Annotated in this window: 24 protein-coding genes and 2 tRNA genes; 13 read left to right on the top strand and 13 right to left on the bottom strand. The window is 55.0% G+C overall.

Annotated features, from left to right (window positions below):
* Positions 1-28 precede the first annotated feature (28 nt).
* The 3 genes from ACQG19_RS10615 to rnt all read left to right on the top strand — a co-directional run bounded on the left by ACQG19_RS10615 (position 29) and on the right by rnt (position 2381).
* Entirely contained in the window at positions 29-1126 is a 1098-nt protein-coding gene (locus tag ACQG19_RS10615; protein ID WP_350389306.1) for an alkene reductase, read from the top strand.
* Between the two features lie 100 nt (positions 1127-1226).
* Positions 1227-1634: a lactoylglutathione lyase gene (gene gloA, locus ACQG19_RS10610; RefSeq protein ID WP_013096923.1), complete on the top strand. Its 408-nt coding sequence runs from the start codon at positions 1227-1229 to the stop codon at positions 1632-1634.
* Between the two features lie 96 nt (positions 1635-1730).
* On the top strand, positions 1731-2381 hold the full coding sequence (rnt, locus tag ACQG19_RS10605; RefSeq protein WP_013096924.1) for a ribonuclease T: 651 nt from the start codon (positions 1731-1733) through the stop codon (positions 2379-2381).
* Positions 2382-2425: 44 nt separating this feature from the next.
* Here the strand turns inward: rnt and grxD are convergent, their stop codons facing one another.
* Entirely contained in the window at positions 2426-2773 is a 348-nt protein-coding gene (grxD, locus tag ACQG19_RS10600) for a monothiol glutaredoxin 4 (protein WP_003832760.1), read from the bottom strand.
* 338 nt (positions 2774-3111) lie between these two features.
* Here grxD and ACQG19_RS10595 point away from each other — a divergent pair, with 338 nt between their 5' ends.
* A complete protein-coding gene (locus ACQG19_RS10595) occupies positions 3112-3885 on the top strand; it encodes a C40 family peptidase (RefSeq protein WP_029882772.1) in 774 nt (257 codons plus the stop codon).
* Positions 3886-4007: 122 nt separating this feature from the next.
* Positions 4008-4589, top strand: a complete 582-nt coding sequence (gene sodB, locus ACQG19_RS10590) for a superoxide dismutase [Fe] (RefSeq protein WP_029882771.1) — start codon at positions 4008-4010, stop codon at positions 4587-4589.
* 35 nt (positions 4590-4624) lie between these two features.
* Here the strand turns inward: sodB and ACQG19_RS10585 are convergent, their stop codons facing one another.
* Together ACQG19_RS10585 and ACQG19_RS10580 are read right to left on the bottom strand one after the other, a co-directional pair.
* Positions 4625-5791, bottom strand: coding sequence for an MFS transporter (locus ACQG19_RS10585; protein WP_038419208.1), 1167 nt, complete (start codon positions 5789-5791; stop codon positions 4625-4627).
* A 163-nt stretch (positions 5792-5954) separates the two neighbouring features.
* Positions 5955-6044 carry a YnhF family membrane protein gene (locus ACQG19_RS10580; RefSeq protein ID WP_020688313.1) on the bottom strand — a complete coding sequence of 30 codons (90 nt, stop codon included), beginning with the start codon at positions 6042-6044 and terminating at the stop codon, positions 5955-5957.
* A gap of 297 nt (positions 6045-6341) precedes the next feature.
* Between ACQG19_RS10580 and purR the strand changes: the two genes are divergently transcribed.
* Entirely contained in the window at positions 6342-7367 is a 1026-nt protein-coding gene (gene purR / locus ACQG19_RS10575) for an HTH-type transcriptional repressor PurR (RefSeq protein ID WP_013096929.1), read from the top strand.
* Between the two features lie 16 nt (positions 7368-7383).
* Here the strand turns inward: purR and punR are convergent, their stop codons facing one another.
* Entirely contained in the window at positions 7384-8295 is a 912-nt protein-coding gene (gene punR, locus ACQG19_RS10570) for a DNA-binding transcriptional activator PunR (protein ID WP_013096930.1), read from the bottom strand.
* 115 nt (positions 8296-8410) lie between these two features.
* Between punR and punC the strand changes: the two genes are divergently transcribed.
* Positions 8411-9610 carry a purine nucleoside transporter PunC gene (gene punC / locus ACQG19_RS10565; protein WP_129327502.1) on the top strand — a complete coding sequence of 400 codons (1200 nt, stop codon included), beginning with the start codon at positions 8411-8413 and terminating at the stop codon, positions 9608-9610.
* Between the two features lie 298 nt (positions 9611-9908).
* Complete coding sequence (gene cfa / locus ACQG19_RS10560) at positions 9909-11057, top strand: cyclopropane fatty acyl phospholipid synthase (RefSeq protein WP_129327503.1); 1149 nt, start codon at positions 9909-9911, stop codon at positions 11055-11057.
* A gap of 31 nt (positions 11058-11088) precedes the next feature.
* Here the strand turns inward: cfa and ACQG19_RS10555 are convergent, their stop codons facing one another.
* Entirely contained in the window at positions 11089-11730 is a 642-nt protein-coding gene (locus ACQG19_RS10555) for a riboflavin synthase (RefSeq protein WP_013096933.1), read from the bottom strand.
* A 226-nt stretch (positions 11731-11956) separates the two neighbouring features.
* Here ACQG19_RS10555 and mdtK point away from each other — a divergent pair, with 226 nt between their 5' ends.
* The 4 genes from mdtK (at position 11957) to ACQG19_RS10535 (ending at position 15357) form a co-directional block, all read left to right on the top strand.
* Positions 11957-13330, top strand: a complete 1374-nt coding sequence (mdtK, locus tag ACQG19_RS10550) for an MdtK family multidrug efflux MATE transporter (RefSeq protein ID WP_013096934.1) — start codon at positions 11957-11959, stop codon at positions 13328-13330.
* A gap of 153 nt (positions 13331-13483) precedes the next feature.
* Positions 13484-13560: transfer RNA gene (locus tag ACQG19_RS10545), tRNA-Val, on the top strand.
* A 4-nt stretch (positions 13561-13564) separates the two neighbouring features.
* A tRNA-Val gene (locus ACQG19_RS10540) sits at positions 13565-13641 on the top strand.
* Between the two features lie 120 nt (positions 13642-13761).
* Entirely contained in the window at positions 13762-15357 is a 1596-nt protein-coding gene (locus ACQG19_RS10535) for an FAD-NAD(P)-binding protein (RefSeq protein ID WP_350389307.1), read from the top strand.
* A 25-nt stretch (positions 15358-15382) separates the two neighbouring features.
* On the opposite strand, the gene ACQG19_RS10530 is transcribed toward ACQG19_RS10535, so the two are convergent.
* Together ACQG19_RS10530 and ACQG19_RS10525 are read right to left on the bottom strand one after the other, a co-directional pair.
* Positions 15383-16018: a carbonic anhydrase gene (locus tag ACQG19_RS10530; protein ID WP_013096936.1), complete on the bottom strand. Its 636-nt coding sequence runs from the start codon at positions 16016-16018 to the stop codon at positions 15383-15385.
* Positions 16019-16090: 72 nt separating this feature from the next.
* Positions 16091-16873, bottom strand: a complete 783-nt coding sequence (locus tag ACQG19_RS10525; protein WP_063252492.1) for a hypothetical protein — start codon at positions 16871-16873, stop codon at positions 16091-16093.
* 125 nt (positions 16874-16998) lie between these two features.
* Here ACQG19_RS10525 and ACQG19_RS10520 point away from each other — a divergent pair, with 125 nt between their 5' ends.
* A complete protein-coding gene (locus ACQG19_RS10520; RefSeq protein ID WP_013096938.1) occupies positions 16999-17139 on the top strand; it encodes a hypothetical protein in 141 nt (46 codons plus the stop codon).
* Positions 17140-17175: 36 nt separating this feature from the next.
* Here the strand turns inward: ACQG19_RS10520 and ACQG19_RS10515 are convergent, their stop codons facing one another.
* From ACQG19_RS10515 to fumD, 6 genes are all read right to left on the bottom strand, one after another.
* Entirely contained in the window at positions 17176-17655 is a 480-nt protein-coding gene (locus ACQG19_RS10515; RefSeq protein WP_038419202.1) for a GlcG/HbpS family heme-binding protein, read from the bottom strand.
* A gap of 90 nt (positions 17656-17745) precedes the next feature.
* Positions 17746-18357, bottom strand: a complete 612-nt coding sequence (locus ACQG19_RS10510) for a response regulator transcription factor (RefSeq protein ID WP_045295864.1) — start codon at positions 18355-18357, stop codon at positions 17746-17748.
* A complete protein-coding gene (locus tag ACQG19_RS10505; RefSeq protein ID WP_045295863.1) occupies positions 18350-19678 on the bottom strand; it encodes a sensor histidine kinase in 1329 nt (442 codons plus the stop codon). Before ACQG19_RS10505 ends, ACQG19_RS10510 begins: the two co-directional genes overlap by 8 nt.
* Before the next feature lie 72 nt (positions 19679-19750).
* Complete coding sequence (locus tag ACQG19_RS10500) at positions 19751-21157, bottom strand: DUF1996 domain-containing protein (RefSeq protein WP_045295861.1); 1407 nt, start codon at positions 21155-21157, stop codon at positions 19751-19753.
* Between the two features lie 144 nt (positions 21158-21301).
* Positions 21302-21469 carry a hypothetical protein gene (locus ACQG19_RS10495; RefSeq protein ID WP_014831607.1) on the bottom strand — a complete coding sequence of 56 codons (168 nt, stop codon included), beginning with the start codon at positions 21467-21469 and terminating at the stop codon, positions 21302-21304.
* A gap of 118 nt (positions 21470-21587) precedes the next feature.
* A complete protein-coding gene (gene fumD / locus ACQG19_RS10490) occupies positions 21588-21797 on the bottom strand; it encodes a fumarate hydratase FumD (RefSeq protein WP_013096944.1) in 210 nt (69 codons plus the stop codon).
* Positions 21798-21873 lie beyond the last annotated feature (76 nt).

The raw sequence follows: 21873 nt of genomic DNA, 5'->3' as shown, positions 1-21873 counted from the left end.
TAGTCGACTGGTCTACTCAGGAGTCGTTATGTCAGCTGAAAAACTTTTCACCCCACTGAAAGTGGGCGCCGTCACCGCACCAAACCGCGTGTTTATGGCCCCACTCACCCGTCTGCGCAGTATAGAGCCGGGTGATATCCCAACCCCACTGATGGGTGAATACTATCGTCAGCGCGCCAGCTCTGGCCTCATCATCACTGAAGCCACGCAGATTTCCGCACAGGCGAAGGGATATGCCGGCGCACCAGGCCTGCACAGCCCGGAGCAGATTGCCGCCTGGAAGAAAATCACCGCCGGCGTTCACGCCGAAGAGGGTCGCATTGCGGTTCAGCTGTGGCACACCGGTCGTATCTCTCACAGCAGCATTCAGCCTGGCGGTCAGGTGCCGGTTTCCGCGTCGGCCCTGAATGCGAATACCCGCACTTCCCTGCGCGATGAAAACGGTAACGCGATCCGCGTCGACACCTCAACGCCACGCGCCCTTGAACTGGATGAGATCCCGGGTATCGTGAACGATTTCCGTCAGGCCGTAGCTAACGCCCGCGAAGCCGGTTTTGATCTGGTTGAACTGCACTCCGCGCACGGTTACCTCCTGCACCAGTTCCTTTCACCGTCGTCCAACCACCGCACCGACCAGTACGGCGGCAGCGTCGAAAACCGCGCCCGTCTGGTGCTGGAAGTGGTTGATGCCGTTTGTCAGGAGTGGAGCCCGGACCGTATTGGTATTCGCGTCTCCCCAATCGGTACGTTCCAGAACGTCGACAACGGTCCGAACGAAGAAGCGGACGCGCTGTATCTGATTGAAGAGCTGGCGAAACGCGGTATCGCGTATCTGCACATGTCCGAGCCGGACTGGGCCGGTGGTCAGCCTTACTCTGAGGCTTTCCGCCAGAAAGTGCGCGAGCGTTTCCACGGGGTGATCATCGGTGCGGGGGCCTATACGCCTGAGAAAGCCGAAGATCTGATTAATAAAGGGTTGATCGACGCCGTGGCCTTTGGTCGTGATTACATTGCCAACCCGGACCTGGTTGCCCGTCTGCAGCAGAAAGCAGCGCTGAATCCACAGCGCCCGGAAAGCTTCTACGGCGGCGGCGCGGAAGGCTATACCGACTACCCTACGCTGTAATCTCTCCGTTGTGCATTGATAGCGGCGGCCTTTCGCCGCTATACTAAAACATCGTTTCTGTTCAAAAAGATATTCTACTCCATTGGTTAATGAGGAAATTATGCGCCTACTTCACACCATGCTGCGCGTTGGCGATCTGCAACGTTCCATCGATTTCTACACTAACGTACTGGGTATGAAGCTGCTGCGCACCAGCGAAAACCCGGAATACAAATACTCGCTGGCATTCGTGGGTTACGGCCCGGAAACGGATGAAGCGGTTATCGAACTGACCTATAACTGGGGCGTCGACAGCTATGAGCTGGGCACGGCGTATGGCCACATCGCGCTGGAAGTGGACAACGCGGCAGAAGCCTGTGAACGCATTCGCAGCAACGGTGGCAACGTCACGCGTGAAGCGGGCCCGGTAAAAGGCGGCACCACCGTGATTGCGTTTGTTGAAGATCCAGACGGTTATAAAATCGAGCTGATTGAAGCCAAAGACGCCGGTCGCGGTCTGGGCAACTGATCCCTCAGGGCGCACTGTGCGCCCGTTGTTTTACTGCATCCCACGCCAAAATTTGCCATAATGCGCTCTGCTTTTTTCCCCTTGTAAGAGACCCTGATGTCCGATAACGCTCAACTTACCGGTCTGTGCGACCGTTTTCGTGGTTTTTATCCTGTTGTCATTGATGTCGAAACAGCCGGATTTAACGCTAAAACCGATGCGCTGCTTGAAATTGCCGCCATCACGCTGAAGATGGATGAAGAGGGCTGGCTTACACCGGACACCACGCTGCATTTCCACGTTGAGCCCTTTGAAGGCGCAAACCTGCAGCCAGAGGCGCTGGCGTTTAATGGCATCGATCCGCATAACCCGCTGCGCGGTGCGGTGAGCGAATATGACGCGCTGCACGCCATTTTCAAAATGGTGCGTAAAGGCATGAAAGAGAGCAACTGCAGCCGTGCCATTATGGTGGCGCATAACGCCACGTTCGATCACAGCTTTACGATGGCCGCCGCCGAGCGAGCCTCTCTTAAGCGTAACCCCTTCCACCCGTTTGTGACCTTTGACACCGCCGCACTGAGTGGCCTGGCGCTGGGACAAACGGTCTTGTCAAAAGCCTGTATTACGGCCGGGATTGAGTTTGACGGCACGCAGGCGCACTCCGCGCTGTATGATACGGAGCGCACCGCAGAGCTGTTCTGTGAAATAGTCAACCGCTGGAAGCGTCTGGGCGGCTGGCCGCTGGCGATGGGCGACAGCGAAGAATAAAAAAAAGCGACCTCTTAAGGTCGCTTTTTTATTTGCGCAGAAAATTACTCTGCGTCCGGCTCTTCGGTTTTGTACTTCGCCGCCGTCTCTTTGATCAGCTGCTGCAGTTCGCCGCGCTGATACATTTCAATCAGGATATCGCAACCGCCAACCAGTTCACCGTCGACCCACAGCTGCGGGAACGTCGGCCAGTTCGCGTATTTTGGCAGCTCAGCGCGGATGTCCGGGTTTTGCAGGATATCAACGTAAGCAAAACGTTCACCACAGGCAGACAGCGCCTGAACCGCTTGCGCGGAGAAGCCACAGCTTGGCAGCTTCGGAGAACCTTTCATATACAGCAGAATTGGGTTTTCAGCGATCTGGCGCTGGATTTTTTCAATAGTGGTGCTCATGTCTTGCTTCCTTTAACTTCTGTTACGGCATTAGTCTGACATTGTAGCGGTTCAGACTGGCATCGGAAAATAACATTTTTGTCACGTATAGCTATTTTATCGCGAGTGGCGAAAAGTTGCATTGTAAATGGTGCTTAACCCTGCGGCAGGCAGGGTTTTGCTTAGGGTGTGAACAATTGTGCGACAAATCGATGAATTTTTTTGCACTTGCTAACGAAACAGGTTTTTAGATTGAAAAATGCTATTAACTTCTCGGGTTTTTATGGATTAGAATCGACGGGCTTTGTAAATCACACGCGGGTATTATTGATGACCTGCATTTATCAGGGGACTGCCCAGTGGCGCGGATAAATAAAATCTCGATCACGCTCTGTGCTTTACTGTTTACATCACTCTCTTTCACGCCAGCGGCAAACGCCTCTCAACAGGCGCGGCACTCTGCTGTGCAAAAAACGCATCTGGCAAAAACCACAGAACGTAAAAAAAAGACTACCAGTAAGAACGAAAAGAAAAAAACAACCGCTCAAACGAAAAAGACCGCCTCCAGCAAATCGAAATCAACATCTTCCCGCACTGCCCTCGCATCGAAACGTAAAGCCTCAAAAACTGCTGCCAACCTCGTAACGGAAAAATGCACCACGCGCAAAGGGCATAAAGCCAAATGCACGAAAGTGACAAAAATTGCCGACGCGCATAAGGTTCGGGTACAGAAAGCGCAAAAAACGGCGATGAATAAACTGATGGGGCAAATTGGCAAACCGTATCGCTGGGGTGGTACCTCTCCCCGCACCGGTTTTGACTGCAGCGGGCTGGTGTATTACGCCTATAAAGATCTGGTGAAATTCCGCATTCCGCGTACCGCCAATGAAATGTACCACCTGCGCGACGCCGCCCCCGTTAACCGTGGCGAGCTGCAAAATGGCGATCTGGTCTTCTTCCGCACCCAGGGTCGCGGTACGGCTGATCACGTCGGCGTGTATGTGGGTAACGGGAAGTTTATTCAGTCCCCACGAAGCGGCCAGGACATTCAGATCACCTCGCTTAGCGAAGACTACTGGGTGCGTCACTACGTCGGCGCACGCCGCGTCATGACGCCGAAAACCATCCGCTAAACCCTGCTCTGCCGTCACTACGGCAGGGTAAGTTCCTCTTTTGCATACCCTTTCAATTTGCTATCCTGTCCTTGTTGTCTGTGTGGTTATTGGCAACGCAAAATACAATAAGGAGAGAAGCAATGTCGTTCGAATTACCTGCACTACCGTATGCAAAAGACGCCCTGGCACCGCACATTTCTGCGGAAACCCTGGAATATCATTACGGCAAACATCACCAGACCTATGTCACCAACCTGAACAACCTGATCAAGGGCACCGATTTTGAAGGCAAAACGCTGGAAGAGATCGTCCGCAGTTCAGACGGTGGCGTATTCAACAACGCTGCTCAGGTGTGGAACCACACCTTCTACTGGCACTGCCTGGCACCAAATGCTGGCGGCGAGCCGACCGGCGAACTGGCTGCTGCGATTAACGCCGCCTTTGGCAGCTTTGCGGAGTTCAAAGCGAAATTTACCGATGCCGCAATCAAAAACTTCGGTTCTGGCTGGACATGGCTGGTAAAAGAGGCCGATGGCAAACTGGCTATCGTCTCCACGTCTAACGCGGGTACACCACTGACCACCAGCGCGACACCGCTGATGACCGTGGATGTCTGGGAACACGCGTACTACATTGATTACCGTAACGCGCGTCCTAACTACCTGGAGCACTTCTGGGCACTGGTTAACTGGGACTTTGTGGCGAAGAACTTCGCCGCGTAAGAGAGACGCAGAAGGGTTTCCCCTTCTGCGTTTTTTTATTCGGCAGCACAGGCCGCTTCAGGCTGTTTACGACCCGACATCATCACTAACAGCAGGCCAAGCGCGGCAATAATGGCCCCCATCACCGGCACAAAGCTGTATCCCAGACCACCCGAAATAACAGCACCGCCCGCAGCGGCACCGAGCGCATTGCCCAGATTGAACGCGCCAATATTCACCGACGATGAGAGGCCCGGCGCCTCATGCGCGACACGCATTACACGCATCTGCAGCGGCGGAACCACGGCAAAGGTGGCCGCACCCCAGACGACCATCGCAATGGCCGCGCCATACTCATTACGCGCCAGCCAGGGAATGGCAATCATGATGACAATCAGCAGGGTCAGAAAACCCTTCAGCGTTCCGCTCACGGAGCGGTCAGCAAATTTCCCGCCCAGATAGTTACCAATCGAGAAGCCCACGCCAATCAGCACCAGCATCGCGGTGATAAAGATCGGCGTCGCGTGAGTGATGTCATGCAGCACCGGCGAAATATAGGTGTAAAGGGTAAACATCGCCCCGGCACCCAGCACGGTGGTGAGCAGTGCCGAGAGCACCTGCGGGCGCATCAGTACCGACAGCTCTTTACGTACCTCAGGCCGCTCACCAGCGCTGCCTTTCGGCAGAGAGAAGAACAACGCCACCATCGCGACAACGCCCAGTACGGCGGTTGCGAGGAACGACATACGCCAGCCAATGACCTCACCCAGCCAGGTGGCCGCAGGAACGCCGCCAATGTTGGCGATGGTCAGGCCCATAAACATGGTTGCCACGGCACTCGCCTGCTTGTGTTTGGGCACCACGCTTGCCGCCACCACCGACCCCAGCCCAAAGAAAGCGCCGTGGTTAAGGCTTGTCAGGATACGTGACAGCATCAGCGTGGTGTAATCAGGCGAAATGGCGGAGAGCACGTTGCCAAGGGTAAAGATAGCCATCAGGAAAATCAGCGCATTGCGGCGCGCTCGGTGGGAAAGCAACAGCGTCATCAGCGGTGCCCCTACCATCACACCAATGGCATAGGCGCTGATTAACATCCCGGCTGCAGGGATAGAGACGTCCACACCGCGGGCGATAACCGGTAAGAGTCCCATAGGGGAAAATTCAGTGGTGCCAATCCCAAAAGCGCCAATCGCCAGGGCCAGCAGGGGAAAATTGATTTTCATGCGTCAACTCCGGATGCCGTGTCATGTGGTGACACAGAACAAAGAAGCCGAAAGCATGACATCAATCACAAAAAATGAGAAGTTAACAAATTGGCAAAAGATTTTTGCCGGAGATGTAACAATCAGGGCAAGCGGGAGAGAGCGAACGCCCCCTCCGCGTAAATCAGTGCAGTGCAGCCGTCAGACCTGCAGCAACAATCAGCGCCAGCACAATAACGGTGGTGAACAGCGAAAACTTCAGATCGGAACTCATCAATTTTTCTCCTTTTAATCCCCCCACGAAAAGTGAGCTTGCTCATTTTTACACAATTTACGTCAAAAATCTTCCAGGATTTAAACGGATAACCACTTTAGCTCTTCCCCTTTTCATCAAGATAGGACAAAATTCCACGCTAAATTTATTAGCGTACCGGCCATTGACCCCCTCCTGACGTCCCGTGTCGTTTTCCTGGCGTGCCGCAATTCAAGATTGCGTGATAAGGGTGAGAGAAGGCAAACGTTTACCTTCAAGGTTTTCAGGAGTTTAGGATATGGTCTGGAGTGACATTTAATGGCAACAATTAAAGACGTAGCAAAACGCGCAAACGTTTCCACTACAACCGTATCACATGTAATTAACAAAACCCGCTTCGTGGCGGAAGAGACGCGCAACGCCGTCTGGGCGGCAATCAAAGAGCTGCACTACTCGCCGAGTGCCGTTGCGCGTAGCCTTAAAGTTAATCACACCAAATCCATTGGTTTGCTGGCGACCAGCAGTGAAGCGGCCTATTTTGCCGAAATCATCGAAGCGGTTGAGAAAAACTGCTTCCAGAAAGGCTATACCCTTATCCTCGGCAACGCGTGGAACAATATTGAAAAACAGCGCGCCTATCTGTCGATGATGGCGCAAAAACGCGTGGATGGCCTTCTGGTGATGTGTTCCGAATACCCGGAATCTGTCCTTTCCATGCTGGAAGAGTATCGTCATATCCCAATGGTGGTGATGGACTGGGGCGAAGCGCGCGCCGACTTTACCGACTCCGTCATCGATAACGCCTTCGAAGGCGGTTATATGGCGGGCCGCTATCTGATTGAACGCGGTCACCGTGAAATTGGCGTGATCCCGGGGCCGCTCGAGCGCAACACCGGTGCTGGCCGTCTGGCCGGGTTTATGAAGGCGATGGAAGAAGCGCTGATCACCGTGCCGGAAAACTGGATCGTGCAGGGCGACTTTGAGCCGGAGTCTGGCTACCGCGCCATGCAGCAGATCGTTTCTCAGCCGCATCGTCCAACGGCGGTGTTCTGCGGCGGGGACATCATGGCGATGGGGGCTCTGTGTGCAGCCGATGAGCTGGGCCTGCGCGTGCCGCAGGATATTTCCGTGATCGGCTATGACAACGTGCGCAACGCGCGCTTCTTCACGCCTGCGCTGACCACCATCCACCAGCCTAAGGACTCCCTCGGTGAAACGGCCTTCAATATGCTGATGGACAGGATCGTCAACAAACGTGAAGAGTCGCAGTCCATTGAAGTTCACCCGCGCCTTATCGAGCGCCGTTCCGTTGCGGATGGTCCATTCCGCGACTACCGTCGTTAATCTCGTGTGGAGCCAGCTAAGCTGGCTCCCGTAGCCATTCCCGGTTAAGCGTTTCGCTGTCTCCCAGATAATCCAGTAGCCATGCCATGGCGGGCGACACATCATTTTGTTGCCATGTCAGGCAGCAGGCCGCATCCGGGAACGGATTCTCCAGCGTCAGCTCGACCCATTCACCGGTATCGATTCTCGGCTTAGCGAAATGGACGGGAACCATCGCGACGCACAGCCCGGCGCTGAGGCAGGTCGCGGAGGATTCCCAGTCCGGCGCCACCACCCGCCGCTGGTTATCAAGAAGCCAAGTGATACGTTTTGGCAACGAGCGCGAGGTATCCTCCAGCACCAGCGACGGCCAGTTGCGCAGCGTGTCGTCACTCAGCGGTCCCTCCAGGGCAGCCAGCGGATGATCGTGTGCCACGACGCATTTCCAGCTCAACATGCCCATATCGCGAAACGCATAGCGCCCCCCGACGGGGATCGCCTGGGTTGCGCCAATCGCCATCTCTGCCCTGCCGTCCGCCAGCGCGTCCCAGACCCCGTTGAATACCTCCTGCGAGACACGAAGTTCAACGTCTGAAAAATGGCGATAGAAATCCACGATCATCTGCCGGGTACGCTCCGGCTTAACGATATTGTCCACGGCGATGGAAAGATGTCCGCGCCAGCCGTTGGCGATCTGCTGGCACTGTTCGCGGGTGATCTGCATTTTTTTGATAACAGAACGCCCTTCTTTCAAAAACCACGCGCCAGCAGGCGTTAATTCCACATCGCGATGCCGCCGTTCGAACAGCGGAACCGCCAGCCACTCTTCAAGCTGCCGCACCGTGTAGCTGATAGCCGAAGGGACGCGGTGCAACTCCTGTGCCGCACCGCTAAAGCTGCCGTTACGCGCGACAGCATCCACCACTTCAAGAGAATAATCTGACCACATTTTCTGCCTGCAAAAAATTTGAATGCAACCGCCAAATATTAGCGTTTCACAACCCGCTTTGCACTCCCTACACTCTGCGCCAGTGTCTACCTGCCTCCTCAAGGAGAATAAAACAATGCAACCCAGGAATGGATTTTTAGTCTGGCTCGGCGGTTTGAGCGTGCTGGGCTTTTTGGCCACCGATATGTACCTGCCCGCGTTTGCGGCGATGCAGGAAGATCTGCAAACGCCAGCCGCGGCCATCAGCGCCAGCCTGAGTTTGTTTCTCGCCGGTTTTGCCATCGCACAGCTGCTCTGGGGCCCGCTCTCCGATCGCTTCGGGCGTAAACCGGTGTTGTTGCTGGGCCTGGCCATTTTTGCCGCAGGCTGTCTGGGAATGTTGTGGGTACGCGATGCGACCTGGCTGCTGGTGCTGCGCTTTGTGCAGGCCGTCGGCGTCTGTGCCGCGGCGGTAACCTGGCAGGCTCTCGTGACCGACTACTACCCGGCCAACCGTACCAACCGCATTTTCGCCACCATTATGCCGCTGGTTGGCCTGTCACCCGCCCTCGCTCCCCTGCTGGGCAGCTGGATCCTCGCGCACTTTGACTGGCAGGCCATTTTTGCCACGCTGTTTGCCATCACCCTGGTACTGATGCTGCCAGCGTTTGCCCTCAAGCCCGCGCATAAAAAAGAGGTGCATGCTGACGCCAAACCGATCACGTTCCTCTCCCTGCTGAGCGCCAAAGCGTATCGTGGTAACGTCCTGGTCTATGCCGCCTGCTCGGCGAGCTTCTTCGCCTGGCTCACCGGCTCGCCGTTTATTCTGCACGATATGGGGTACAGCCCGGCCGCCATTGGTCTGAGCTATGTCCCACAGACCATCGCCTTCCTGCTGGGCGGATACGGCTGCCGTGCGGCGCTGCAGAAATGGGAAGGTCAGCAGATGCTGCCCTGGCTGCTGGCGCTGTTTGCCTTGAGCGTGGGCGCCACCTGGGCCGTTGGGTTTATCCCAGGCGTCGGTCTGGCGGAGATTTTGATTCCGTTCTGCGTGATGGCGGTGGCTAACGGTGCCATTTATCCTATCGTGGTCGCACAGGCGTTACGTCCTTTCCCGCAGGCGACAGGACGCGCCGCGGCGCTGCAAAATACCCTGCAGCTCGGCCTGTGCTTCCTGGCAAGCCTGGTGGTGTCAGCGCTGATTGCCACCCCGCTGTTGACTACCACCAGCGTGATGCTGGTCACCGTTGCGCTGGCAGTAATGGGTTATCGCATGCAATCCGCCGCACAGCGCGAGCTTGAGAACCATGCTCAGGCGGAGACGTCGCACGCGTAATCACTGGGGAAAATATGTAACATTTCAGTGATTAGGTTGCTAAGAATTTTCTATTGAATCACCAAATTTTGAGGCCTATACTAAATTTGGTTCGATTAAATACGATAAATATTAAGTGTTAACGGGAGCCGGAGTGCTCCCGTTTTACCATGGAAGGCATTTCGGCAAGGGTTATCTCCCTTCCTCTGTTCTACGTCGGATACTAGCCTCGCGGTATTTACCGTGAGATTTCTCACAAACCATAAAAAGCGTCTACGCTGTTTGAAGGTTCTGATCACAGTAAGGTGATGGAGAAGCTATGAGTTCATCGTGTATAGAAGAAGTCAGCGTTCCGGACGATAACTGGTCCCGGATCGTCAGTGAACTGTTAGGTCGTGCAGGCATCACTATCAACGGATCTTCACCCTCCGATCCGCAGGTCAAACATCCCGATTTTTTTAAACGCGTGCTGCGCGAGGGATCGTTAGGGCTGGGCGAAAGCTATATGGATGGCTGGTGGGATTGCGAGCGGCTGGATATTTTCTTTGCCAGCGTGTTGCGCGCCGGTCTGGAGAACCAGCTCCCCCGCAATATAAAAGATACGTTGCGCGTCGCCTCCGCCCGTTTGTTCAATCTGCAAAGCAAAAAACGGGCGTGGATCGTGGGCAAAGAGCACTACGACCTCGGTAACGATTTGTTCAGCCGCATGCTGGATCCCTTCATGCAATACTCCTGCGCCTACTGGAAAAAGGCGACAACCCTCGAAGAAGCCCAGCAGGATAAACTGCGTCTGATTAGCGAGAAACTGCAGCTGCAGCCCGGTATGCGTGTGCTGGATATCGGCTGCGGCTGGGGCGGTCTGGCGTATTTTATGGCGAAGCACTACGGCGTCAGCGTGGTCGGCGTAACCATTTCAGCCGAACAGCAAAAAATGGCCCGGGAGCGCTGCCATGGTCTCGACGTTGATATCCGGCTGCAGGATTACCGCGACCTCAACGAGCAGTTTGATCGCATTGTTTCCGTGGGCATGTTTGAGCACGTGGGGCCGAAAAATTACGACACCTATTTTGAGGTGGTGGATCGTAATTTAAAACCCGACGGCATTTTCCTGCTGCACACCATAGGCTCTAAGCGCACGGACAATAACGTTGACCCGTGGATCAATAAATACATCTTTCCGAATGGCTGTTTGCCTTCCGTTCGCCAGATTGCCAACGCCAGCGAAAGCCACTTCATTATGGAAGACTGGCATAACTTTGGCGCGGATTACGACACCACGCTTATGGCGTGGCATGAACGTTTCCAGAAAGCGTGGCCTGAGATTGCAGACAACTATTCTGAACGATTTAAACGGATGTTCAGCTATTATCTGAATGCCTGCGCAGGTGCGTTCCGCGCGCGTGATATTCAGCTCTGGCAGGTGGTCTTCAGTCGCGGGATTGAACACGGCTTACGTGTGCCGCGCTAAAAAATAACCCCGGGTATCCGGGGTTATTTTTTTATTCTTCTTCGGTGGCCTTTATTATGGCCGCCTCTTTCGCCGCCAGCACACGCTCGACGGTATCTACGACCGCCTGGGTTTGCGGATCGATTTCGATATTCACACGCTGCCCCAGTTTTTTCGCCCCCAGCGTCGTACGCTGTAGCGTTTCCGGAATTAAATGCACGCAAAAACGCGTCGGCGTCACTTCTCCGACCGTCAGGCTAATCCCATCAATACCAATAAATCCTTTATACAGGATGTATTTCATTAATGACGGATCCTGCACTTTAAACCAGATTTGACGGTTATTTTCAGAGGTGACAATTTTCGCCACTTCGGCGGTGGTCATGATATGGCCCGACATCAGGTGGCCGCCAATTTCATCGCTGAACTTCGCCGCACGCTCTACGTTTACGGTATCGCCCACCACCAGTTCGCCCAGGTTGGTGATACGCAGCGTTTCTTTCATTAAATCAAAGCTAATCTGGTTGCCGTTAATTTCGGTCACCGTCAGGCAGCAGCCGTTATGCGCAACCGAGGCACCGGTTTCGATGCCATCCAGCATATATTCTGGCAGCTCAACGACGTGGGTACGGAAATTAGGTTTTTCATCAATGGACACCACTTTAGCGGTGCCCTGCACAATACCAGTAAACATGCTTACAACTCCTGTATTTTCCGGACGGTGGTGACACCGTTTAATCCCACCACAATAACAGTTGGAAATACAGGTTGCCAGAGCAGCGCATTTTCTGGCGATTTTTTCACTAGATTAATAGCTAAAGCCCGCTACAATAGCTGGCACCCCCTCTGCTTTTTCTTCTTGCTGCCAGTTACGGCGGCTTTTTTAGTCTCTCATATAACTACAAAATAAAGGTGTTCACGTGCAGAAGTACATGAATGAAGCGCGGCAGTTATTGGCACTGGCTATCCCGGTGATCATCGCGCAGGTGGCCCAGACCGCAATGGGATTTGTGGATACGGTGATGGCCGGTGGCTACAGCGCCACCGATATGGCCGCCGTGGCAATCGGAACCTCTATCTGGCTTCCGGCCATTCTCTTCGGTCACGGCCTGCTGCTGGCACTCACGCCGGTTATCGCCCAGCTGAATGGTTCCGGACGACGTGAACGTATCGCCCATCAGGTGCGCCAGGGCTTTTGGCTGGCTGGATTTGTCTCCGTACTGATTATGATCGTGCTCTGGAACGCCGGGCATATCATTCGCGCCATGCATAATATCGACCCGGCTCTGGCAGACAAGGCCGTGGGGTATCTGCGCGCCCTGCTCTGGGGTGTCCCGGGTTATCTCTTCTTCCAGGTGGCGCGTAACCAGTGCGAAGGCCTGGCAAAAACCAAGCCGGGGATGGTCATGGGCTTTATCGGCCTGCTGGTCAACATTCCGGTGAACTATATCTTTATTTACGGCCATTTTGGCATGCCGGAGCTTGGCGGCGTAGGCTGTGGCGTGGCAACAGCGGCGGTATACTGGGTGATGTTCTTTAGCATACTTACCTTTGTTAAACACGCCCGCTCCCTGCGTGATATCCGTAATGAGCGTTCATTCAGCACGCCGGACTGGCACATTATGATGCGTCTGGTACAGCTGGGGCTGCCCATTGCGCTGGCACTGTTCTTCGAAGTGACTCTGTTTGCCGTGGTCGCCCTGCTGGTCTCGCCGCTGGGCATTGTGAACGTGGCCGGACACCAGATTGCGCTGAACTTCAGCTCGCTGATGTTCGTCCTGCCGATGTCGCTGGCGGCCGCGGTCACCATCCGCGTCGGCTTTCGTCTGGGGCAAGGTTCAACCCTTGATGCACAAACGGCTGCGCGCACCGGGCTCGGCGTGGGTGTCTGTATGGCGGTCTGCACCGCGCTTTTCACCGTCGCACTGCGGGAGCAAATTGCCCTGCTCTATAATGACAACCCGGAAGTGGTGATGCTGGCATCGCATCTGATGCTGCTGGCAGCGGTATACCAGATCTCTGACTCCATCCAGGTGATCGGCAGCGGCGTACTGCGTGGCTATAAAGATACCCGCTCCATCTTCTTTATTACCTTCATCGCCTACTGGGTGTTGGGTCTGCCGAGCGGTTATATTCTCGCGCTCACCGATCTGGTGGTGGATCGTATGGGGCCCGCGGGGTTCTGGATCGGCTTTATCATCGGTCTGACCTCTGCGGCTATCATGATGATGCTGCGTATGCGCTTCCTGCAGCGTCAGCCATCCACGGTAATTTTGCAACGCGCCGCACGTTAAATACACAGTAGCCGCCTGCTGGCGGCTACTTTCTCTTCACTTTGCGCGGTAATGAAGCAATCGCGTGAAATCAGAGAGAAAAATGCATTTTGCCTCTTGCCACTGCGGTGCTGTGCCGCTAATATTCGTCCCCGTTGTCACCGACAACACGTTGCGTTCATAGCTCAGTTGGTTAGAGCACCACCTTGACATGGTGGGGGTCGTTGGTTCGAGTCCAATTGAACGCACCATTCTGCGTCCGTAGCTCAGTTGGTTAGAGCACCACCTTGACATGGTGGGGGTCGGTGGTTCGAGTCCACTCGGACGCACCATTTCAATCCTGAAATGGTGCAAATCCTCTTCTTGTAGTCTGAATAATCCCAATCGCCTGATTTTTTACGCTTTCTCCTGCTACGCTTTTCATATGACAAAAAAAAGCAGGAACAGTGTCGATGAAAAAAATCGCCATTATCGGCTCCGGCCCCACAGGGATTTACACCTTTTACGCGCTCCTGAAGCATAAAACGCCACTGGCCGTTTCCATTTTCGAAAAAGCCGAGGAAGCGGGCGTGGGCATGCCCTATCGAATTGATGAAAACTCGCGTCTGATGCTGGCGAATATTGCCAGCATTGAAATCCCACCCGTTTTTATGACCTACCTCGACTGGTTAAAAGAACAGAGTGCAGCCCATCTCGCCCGCTATCACGTCGATAAAGCTTCCCTGCACGACCGGCAGTTTCTGCCCCGGATCCTGCTGGGGGAATATTTTCGCGACAGTTTTCTGAGAGTGGTCAAAGAGGCCCGCAGGCTGGGATTTCAGGTCGATATCCATGAATCCGCCGAGGTGACGGATATCGCCACCGACAAAGACGGCGTTACGCTTTCGGTAAATAAGAGCCGCTTACCTGAACGCTTCAACCTTGCCGTCATCGCCACCGGCCACGTCTGGCCTGATGAGGATGAGGCCACGCGCACCTTCTTCCCAAGCCCCTGGTCCGGGTTGATGGACGCCGATATCCCAGCCTGTCGGGTGGGGATTAAGGGGACCTCATTAAGCGGACTGGACGCCGCCATGGCGGTTGTTATGCAGCATGGCGCCTTTGTTGATGACAAATTCGTTCTGGATAAAGGCAGCGAGGCGTTAAAAATAGTCCTCATGTCCCGGACAGGCATTCTGCCTGAGGCCGATTTTTACTGCCCTATTCCTTACGAGCCGCTGTCGGTATTAACTGAATTTGTCGTTGAGAATGAAATCGCCAAAGGGTCTGACGGCCTGCTGGATCGTATTTTTGCCCTGATGGTAAAAGAGCTGGAACTCGCCGACCCGGCATGGTGTGAGAAAATCGGGCTGCGCGCCCTGGATGCGGACACCCTTCGCGATGCCTGGTTTGAGGACCGCAAACAGCACGGCCCGTTTAGCTGGGCAGAAGCCAATCTGAATGAGGTCGAACGCAACAAACGTGAGCGGCGAACGGTGCCCTGGCGCTACACCGTGCTTCGGTTGCACGAGGTGGTTCAGGAGATCGTGCCGCATCTTAATGAGCAGGACCGGGAACGTTTCAAACAGGGACTGGCGCGGGTGTTTATTGACAACTACGCCGCCATTCCACCGCAGTCTATCCGTCGGCTGCTTGCGCTGCGCGAGGCCGGGATCATCAGCGTTGTCGCATTAGGTGATGATTACACGCTGGATGTCGGTCGCGCCCAGACGGCGATCGCGACTGAAGACAACACCTATCTCTTTGACGTGTTTATTGATGCCCGCGGGCAAAAACCGCTGAAAACAGAGGATCTGCCTTTCCCGACACTGCGCAAACAGCTGCAGGCGACAGGCGACGAGATCCCTGATATTGGCGAGGATTACACGCTTAAAGCACCAGAAACGGTGCGCGGGAGAATCGCGTTTGGCGCGATACCGTGGCTGATGCACGATCATCCCTTCGTTCAGGGACTGGCCGAGTGTGCGGAGATTGCCGGGTCGATGGCGAAAGCGGCGGAAAAACCTGCTTCTGGGTTACGCAGGAGATTGCCGTATTTCGATAGCTGACAGGGCTTCCATGCCCTGATCGTCATTATTCGAAGAACACTTCCGGGTTCTCTGACAGAGAAACGAAGGTTTTCGTCGCTTTATCCAGCGCACGAATTTCACCGCTCTCAATGTCATACACCCAGCCGTGCAGGCGAAGGGCGTTATTGCGCAGACCCACAGCAACGGATGGATGGGTCTTGATATTGCTCAGCTGCGCAAAGACGTTCTCCTGCACCATCGCATTCACTTTGTCGATCGGCTGATCCCAGCTTTTCTTCTCCACCACCGCTTTAGCGGCATCAGAATAACGCAGCCAGTGGGAGACGGCAGGCATCGGCTCGAGGTTCGCGTTATCCGCAATCGCCTTCATCGCCCCACAGTTGGAGTGACCGCAAATCACGATATCCGTCACGCCCAGCGCCACAACGGCATATTCGATGGTTGCGGAGACACCGCCCGGCTCTGGCCCGAACGGTGGCACAATGTTGCCAGCATTTCGAATGACAAAGAGCTGTCCTGGCTCTTGCTGAGTGACCAGTTCTGGTACCAGACGGCTGTCGGAGCATGAGATGAACAGCGCTTTGGGATTCTGGCTGGACGCTAAACTGCGGAAGAGCTCTTTACGTTGCGGGAAAATCTCTTTTTGAAAGTTGAGGAAACCTTCAATGATATGTTGCATAGCAATTTCTCTTTTATCTGTTGTAGTTTAGGTATGATCGGGATCACACTCATGAAGTTTACCCATCGTGCTTTACCTGAGACAAGCAATATATTTCTGGCCCGACTGCTGCACAATCTCGTCCGCGTTTGCCGGGATGTTTTGTCCCTCAAAGGCACCGTACAGGCGGGCAAATTTTTTGCCTTCCAGAAGTCCGGTAATCCGCTCAACGGTGCGGGCTGGCAGCGGCAGCATATTCGGGTAGCTCCACATAAACGAAACGGCGTCTTTTCCGGGCGTGACCTGAAGAATATCCCCCGCCAGCAATACGCCTTCGCCCTCCTGCCAGTGCAGCACCGTACCGCCTGCAAAATGCCCCCCCAGACGCAACAAGGTGACCGACGGAAATAGTTCCAGCGTATCCCCTTCCCAGAACTGAATGGCAGGACTGCCGCGCATGACCCACTCTCTGTCGCTGGCGTGCAGGTACACCGGTGCATTAAATGCCGCAGCCCATGTCTGCATGGTGGTGTAATAGTGTGGGTGCGAGATCGCAATCGCGCTGATGCCGCCGAGCGCGGTAATGAGCGTTTTGGTTGCCGGGTCGAGGTTGGCAATACAGTCCCAGAGAATATTGCCGTGTGGGGTACGCAAAAGCAGCGCGCGCTGGTTAATCGCAAAGGCAGGCACCGTTTTGATACTCAACAGCTGTGGCTCCAGCTGCTGCCATTTGTTGCTGTGGGTGGAAGTCACGGTAGCAAAGTCAATCCACGCCTGGCCGCTGTGCGGAACATACTGGCGTTCATCCTCGCAAATCGGGCATGTTTCCGGCGTGGTGTCATACGCAGTACCGCAGGTTTTGCAGAGTGTCATCATATGCATTCCTCAGCCATAAAGCAGAGAGTATGGCAGGGATTATCCATATGTGCTGCGAGGTACATTGCTGGCCTTTTTTGCCCTATACTGTGCCAGTATCAAAAACTGAATAAAGCAGGTGCCACATGGAAATTGATCTCGAAAACCTGGTCTTTAACGGACTGGATGAAGCAGAAGAGCGTAATGCGGAACGTCTGGACGACGCAGATAAAAAAGCCCAGGCGATTGTTGCAGATGACGACTGCGGCGATGCCTGCAAGATCTGATGAAAAAGCACCGGATAACCCGGTGCTTTTTTTATGTTACTTTTTCAGCCCGTCAATGGCCGCCTGCGCGCAGGCTTCATCAAGATGACCGCCCGGCGCACCGCCGATGCCAATCGCCCCGATCACCTCATCGCCCTCTTTCACCGGCAGGCCGCCCGCCAGCAGCAGGAAGCCCGGAATATCACGCATGTTTTGCGCGCCGGCGTTGCTCTGCGCCGCTTCCATCACTTTGCCTGAGGCATTCTTTGCGCTGAGCGCCGTCCAGGCTTTCATTTCGCTGGCTTTAACCGTATGAGGACCGGCATTGTCCGTACGCTGCACGGCTTTCACCACGCCCGCACGGTCAACCACGGTGACCGTCACCTGATAATTCTTTGCCGTACACGCCTGAATGGCGGACGTGGCCAGCGCATTCGCCTGCGCCAGCGAGAGACTCTTTTGGTTTAACGTATCGGCCTGTGCCGTCAGACTTACGCTACCTGCGGCCAGTGCCGCAACCATCAATAATTTTTTCATCGCACTTCCTCGTGTGTTGGGATACGTGGCAGAGCGTACCCCGCCGGGCGATGAAACATAATTCGGTTGAATACGCACTCAACCTGGTAGTTATACGGATTGCAATTTATCGTATTCGCGTATTGCCTGAACCAGACTGCCGACGCCAAGCTTGGTAAACGCCGCCGCGCGGTGCGCTTCCACCGTCCGTGGCGAGAGATTCAGCCGGGCGGCCACCTCTTTGTTGCTGAGCCCTTTCATCAACTCCCCCAGCACCTCATGCTCCCGCGCGGTTAATTGTGCGAAGCGCGCTTTCACCCGGGAGGTTTCCTGCCAGCCGGCAAACCGGCGCTGACTCTCCTCAAAGGCTAACCCTACCGTTTCGATAAGCTTATCGGCATCCAGCGGCTTGGTGAAAAACTCAAACACGCCGTTACGAAATGCCCTGCGACAGGCATCTACGGTCCCGTGCCCGGTCATGATGATCACCGGCAGCAGGGGCCAGGGCCATTTCCCCTCCTCAAGCCAGGTGAGCCCGCCTTTGCCCGGCATCCGCATATCCAGCAGCATGCAGCCTACCAGCTCTGTATCCCGTGCATGGGCCGCGGTAAAGGCATCAACGCTTTCAAACGTCCTGACCGGCCACCTCATGCCCGAAAGCAAAAACGCCATCGATTCTCTGATGGATTCATCATCATCAATCAGCCAGATTGTGTTATCCAACTGTAGCCTCCTTTCCGTTTGCCAGTTGTAGCCGGATCTGTGCCCCGCCCTGCGGCGCATTGCCCAGCGTAATCGATCCATTCATACGCGTCATTAATGATTCCGTTAAGGTCATTCCCAGGCCTATGCCCTCTTCCCGGCCGCTGTAAAACGGCATAAAGGCATTCTGTAATGCCTCCGGGCTGAAGCCAGGCCCGCCGTCCGTCACGGTAATCTGAATGCCGCTCTCGGTTTTGTGGCTTTCAATCTTTACCCAGCCAGCAGGACTCGCCTGTTGGGCCTGAATCGCATTGCTGAGCAGATTATGCAGCACCTGCTCCAGCCAGAGCGGGTCGGCCAGCACGGTGGTGGCCCCGGGGGCAAACGCATGGCTGACCGAGATATGCTCAGCCCTGCGCTCATGCTCAAGTAAGTTCACCACCTGCAGCCAGCATGCTGCCAGATCGGTTTCCCGCAGAGTGACTTTCTCCTTCACAACGTGCTCGCGAAAACGGGTTAATAATGCGCTAATACGCTGCGTTTGCGTCAGCGCAGCCGACAGCGCCTGCGACACGGCCTGGCCGTTTTCCTGCTGTAACTGACGCTGCGCGCCCTGGATCCACGTCTGGACGGCGGTCAGCGGCTGGTTTATCTCATGCACAATACCGGCGGTGATCTCCCCCAGGGTATTGAGCCTGGCGTGCTGGTAATAGCGCGCCCTTTGCTCGGCGTCTTTACGTGCTTTACGCTGCCAGAGCACCACGTTTGCCAGCGCAATCACTATCCCCCAGCCGATAAACAGTAAAGGGTAAACAGACCAGGAGACGCCAAACCAGTCCGGCCGGGAATCCGCTTCAAGCGTAAAAGGTTGCGTATGTTGCGGGAAGGTGCGTTGCCAGTGCCAGAATGCGTCAGAGGGCCGTTCTTCTCTGGTCGGTATGAAGCGGATCCCCAGATGGGTAAACGGATGATGCGCATTCAGAATCGGGCCGAGATCCACCCGCACGCGGATCTGACGCCAGGGGTTATAAAGCCAGTACTGCATCTCGTGGGCAGGCTCCACCCGCGCCGCATCCAGTGGGCGTCCCGTCGTTTTTTCCAGGGCGAGCAGATGGGGGAATTTTTTGCGCAAGGCGGCAATGTCTTCATCGCCATTCAGAAGCGGTAAGACCGATTCATTTTGCGTCAGGACCGCGCTTAATTCGGAAAATAACGCCGAGAACTCACGGTCTCGTTCCCAGAACTGACGGCGAATTTGTTCGGCGTAGAGCAGTACGCCGCAGAGTGTGCACGCTATCGCCCAAAGAACGATAGCGCGTTTCATCATGCTGTTGGTGGTCATTGCGTTAACAGGGGCAGTGGCGAATGCCGAGACCTTACCAGCTAACCCTGTTAAGAACAAAAAAACGTGGGGTCAGACCTCCGGCGTATGTTTAAAGCCAGTCAGCATGAGCATTAACCCGTCTGGTGATGAGGCTGGTTCAAACTGATAATGATTCCCCTGGCGATCGCCACCGATATACCACGAGATCTCGGTTTTCCCTTCCGCCAGCGCCTTACGCACGGCTTTATCCACGTCGACCATCCGGTATTCACGAACATGGTTCAGATAAAGCACGGCATCGGAACGGTAATTACAGGCCGGACGCGACGACCACTTCACGGTCGCAGGATCCCAGTCATTACTGGCCGGATAAAAGAAAATCTGATCGGCTCCATTGTTTTCTACCTTCCCACCGAAAATACGGATGCGGTATTTAAACAAGGATGGATCCTGCCCGGCGGGCAGCGGCGGGATATGGAATTTTACCAGGCTTAGCGTCTCGCTATTTTTTGTGCGTCCACCGTTCTGCCAGTTATCTTCTACCAGTAACACCTGCGGTGAAGGTTGAGTGATGTTCGGTTCAAGACTGCTGAGCCAGACATTGGCCTTCGCCATAGAATAACCATAGGGCACGGTTGAACCACAATCCATACCGCGGTTCATGCAGCGTTCGGTCATAAAGCGGGCGGCATCGTCCGTCCAGCCGTTCATGAAATCGGCATGCGCCGTATAGAGGCTACCCCAGCGTTCTTCACGTTCAGCCCCCTGCATCACCGGATCGAGCGACAGTTGCGCCTGACGGGTGTCCAGGCGGGTAATACCATGCAGCACGTAAGCCACATTCATATTAACCGTTGGAATTTTTACCGGGAACGCGCTCGGGCACTGGCCGTTAACGTCATACGCCGCATTGGCCAGACCGTGGTCGGGCTTCAGATTCACGCCGTCCCAGCAGTTCGGAAATTGAATGCCAATATTAAACTGGACGGCATCGTTAGCTTTACGCAGCCCGCACACCTCCCCGATTTTGCTGCTATAGCCATTCCCGTTCGCGCATAAAAAGCTGATATGGGGGTTGGGCGTGCTGCCGTGATGATCCCCGGCGAGCAGCGACAGCCCGGCCGGGAACGGGTGCAAGGGATAGGCATCAACCTTCGAGGCCTGATAATAGGTTTTTTGATAGGCCGGTTTGACCACCGTTCCGTCGGGTAATCTCAGAGAAGGCGCCCAGTAGGCAGAGCCGTCGGCCTTGTTATCACAGGTCGTCTCTTCATGCTGGCGCAAGGTTTCCCGGGTTGAAAAGGCATCGGTATGGGTATTGCCAAAGAAATCGTGCCACATGGCCTGGTTGGGCATACCAAACATCATGATGGCGTCATCGCCGAGGGTGTGGGAGTAACTGCAGACCACATGCGCCTGTGGCCCGGCATGGGCCGCCTGCATGGCAATCAGTAACGCGGTGGCTAAAAGGGCGGGCGTGAATACAGTCCGTTTCATCTTCATCTCCATCTGTGAAAGGAGATATTGGTAACAAAACGGCCTGCGTTAACCGAGGATTTCCCAGCGTATTTTTCCGCTCATCCACGCTTTACAGCATCGATGCACAGCTCATTCCAGTACATTTCGCGCGTGCGGCGCAGTTCAGCGTGACGTTTTATCATGGAACCACTCCGGGTCAATGTTGGCCACGTCCACGCCATACAGACTGGCGACAGGCAGTATCGACTCAAGAACACGTTGCGCGCTGTTCTCCGCATTCACGGGCCGGGTCGCAAAAAACCGCCGTAACGTGCTTATCCACTTTTTCATCGTCTGTACCCCTCTCGCTTTACCTGACTTCAGTAAAACACGCCTCCATCAGGAAGGGGAAATAACAATAACGACAGTTAATATGCAGGATTTGAGTAACTCGCGAAACGCAGGTGCCTTACCCGGCCAGCGCTTTAACCACTGTCTCCATCGCCTGGGTGGTTAACTCGCTCCGTTTTACGCGCTGGTTCGCCAGCGCCGTACGCAGTACCCCGGCAATCACGATATGCTTGGGCTCCTGCCCTAAGTCACGCATCTCCAGAACGACCTTCCCTACCACCCGACACATCTCCTGGTACAACTCTTCGTCTTTGGTCACATTGCCCATGGCGATCCACTCCGTTGCCCTAAACCGTCAGCTTAAATGATCCCTCGCCCGGATACAAAAAAGAAGCCCGGCGAGA

The organism is Enterobacter cloacae complex sp. 277I4 (assembly GCF_050031465.1).
Taxonomy (GTDB): domain Bacteria; phylum Pseudomonadota; class Gammaproteobacteria; order Enterobacterales; family Enterobacteriaceae; genus Enterobacter; species Enterobacter cloacae.
The sequence above is the reverse complement of the archived record's forward strand: the minus strand, read 5'-3'. Positions and strand labels throughout refer to the sequence as shown.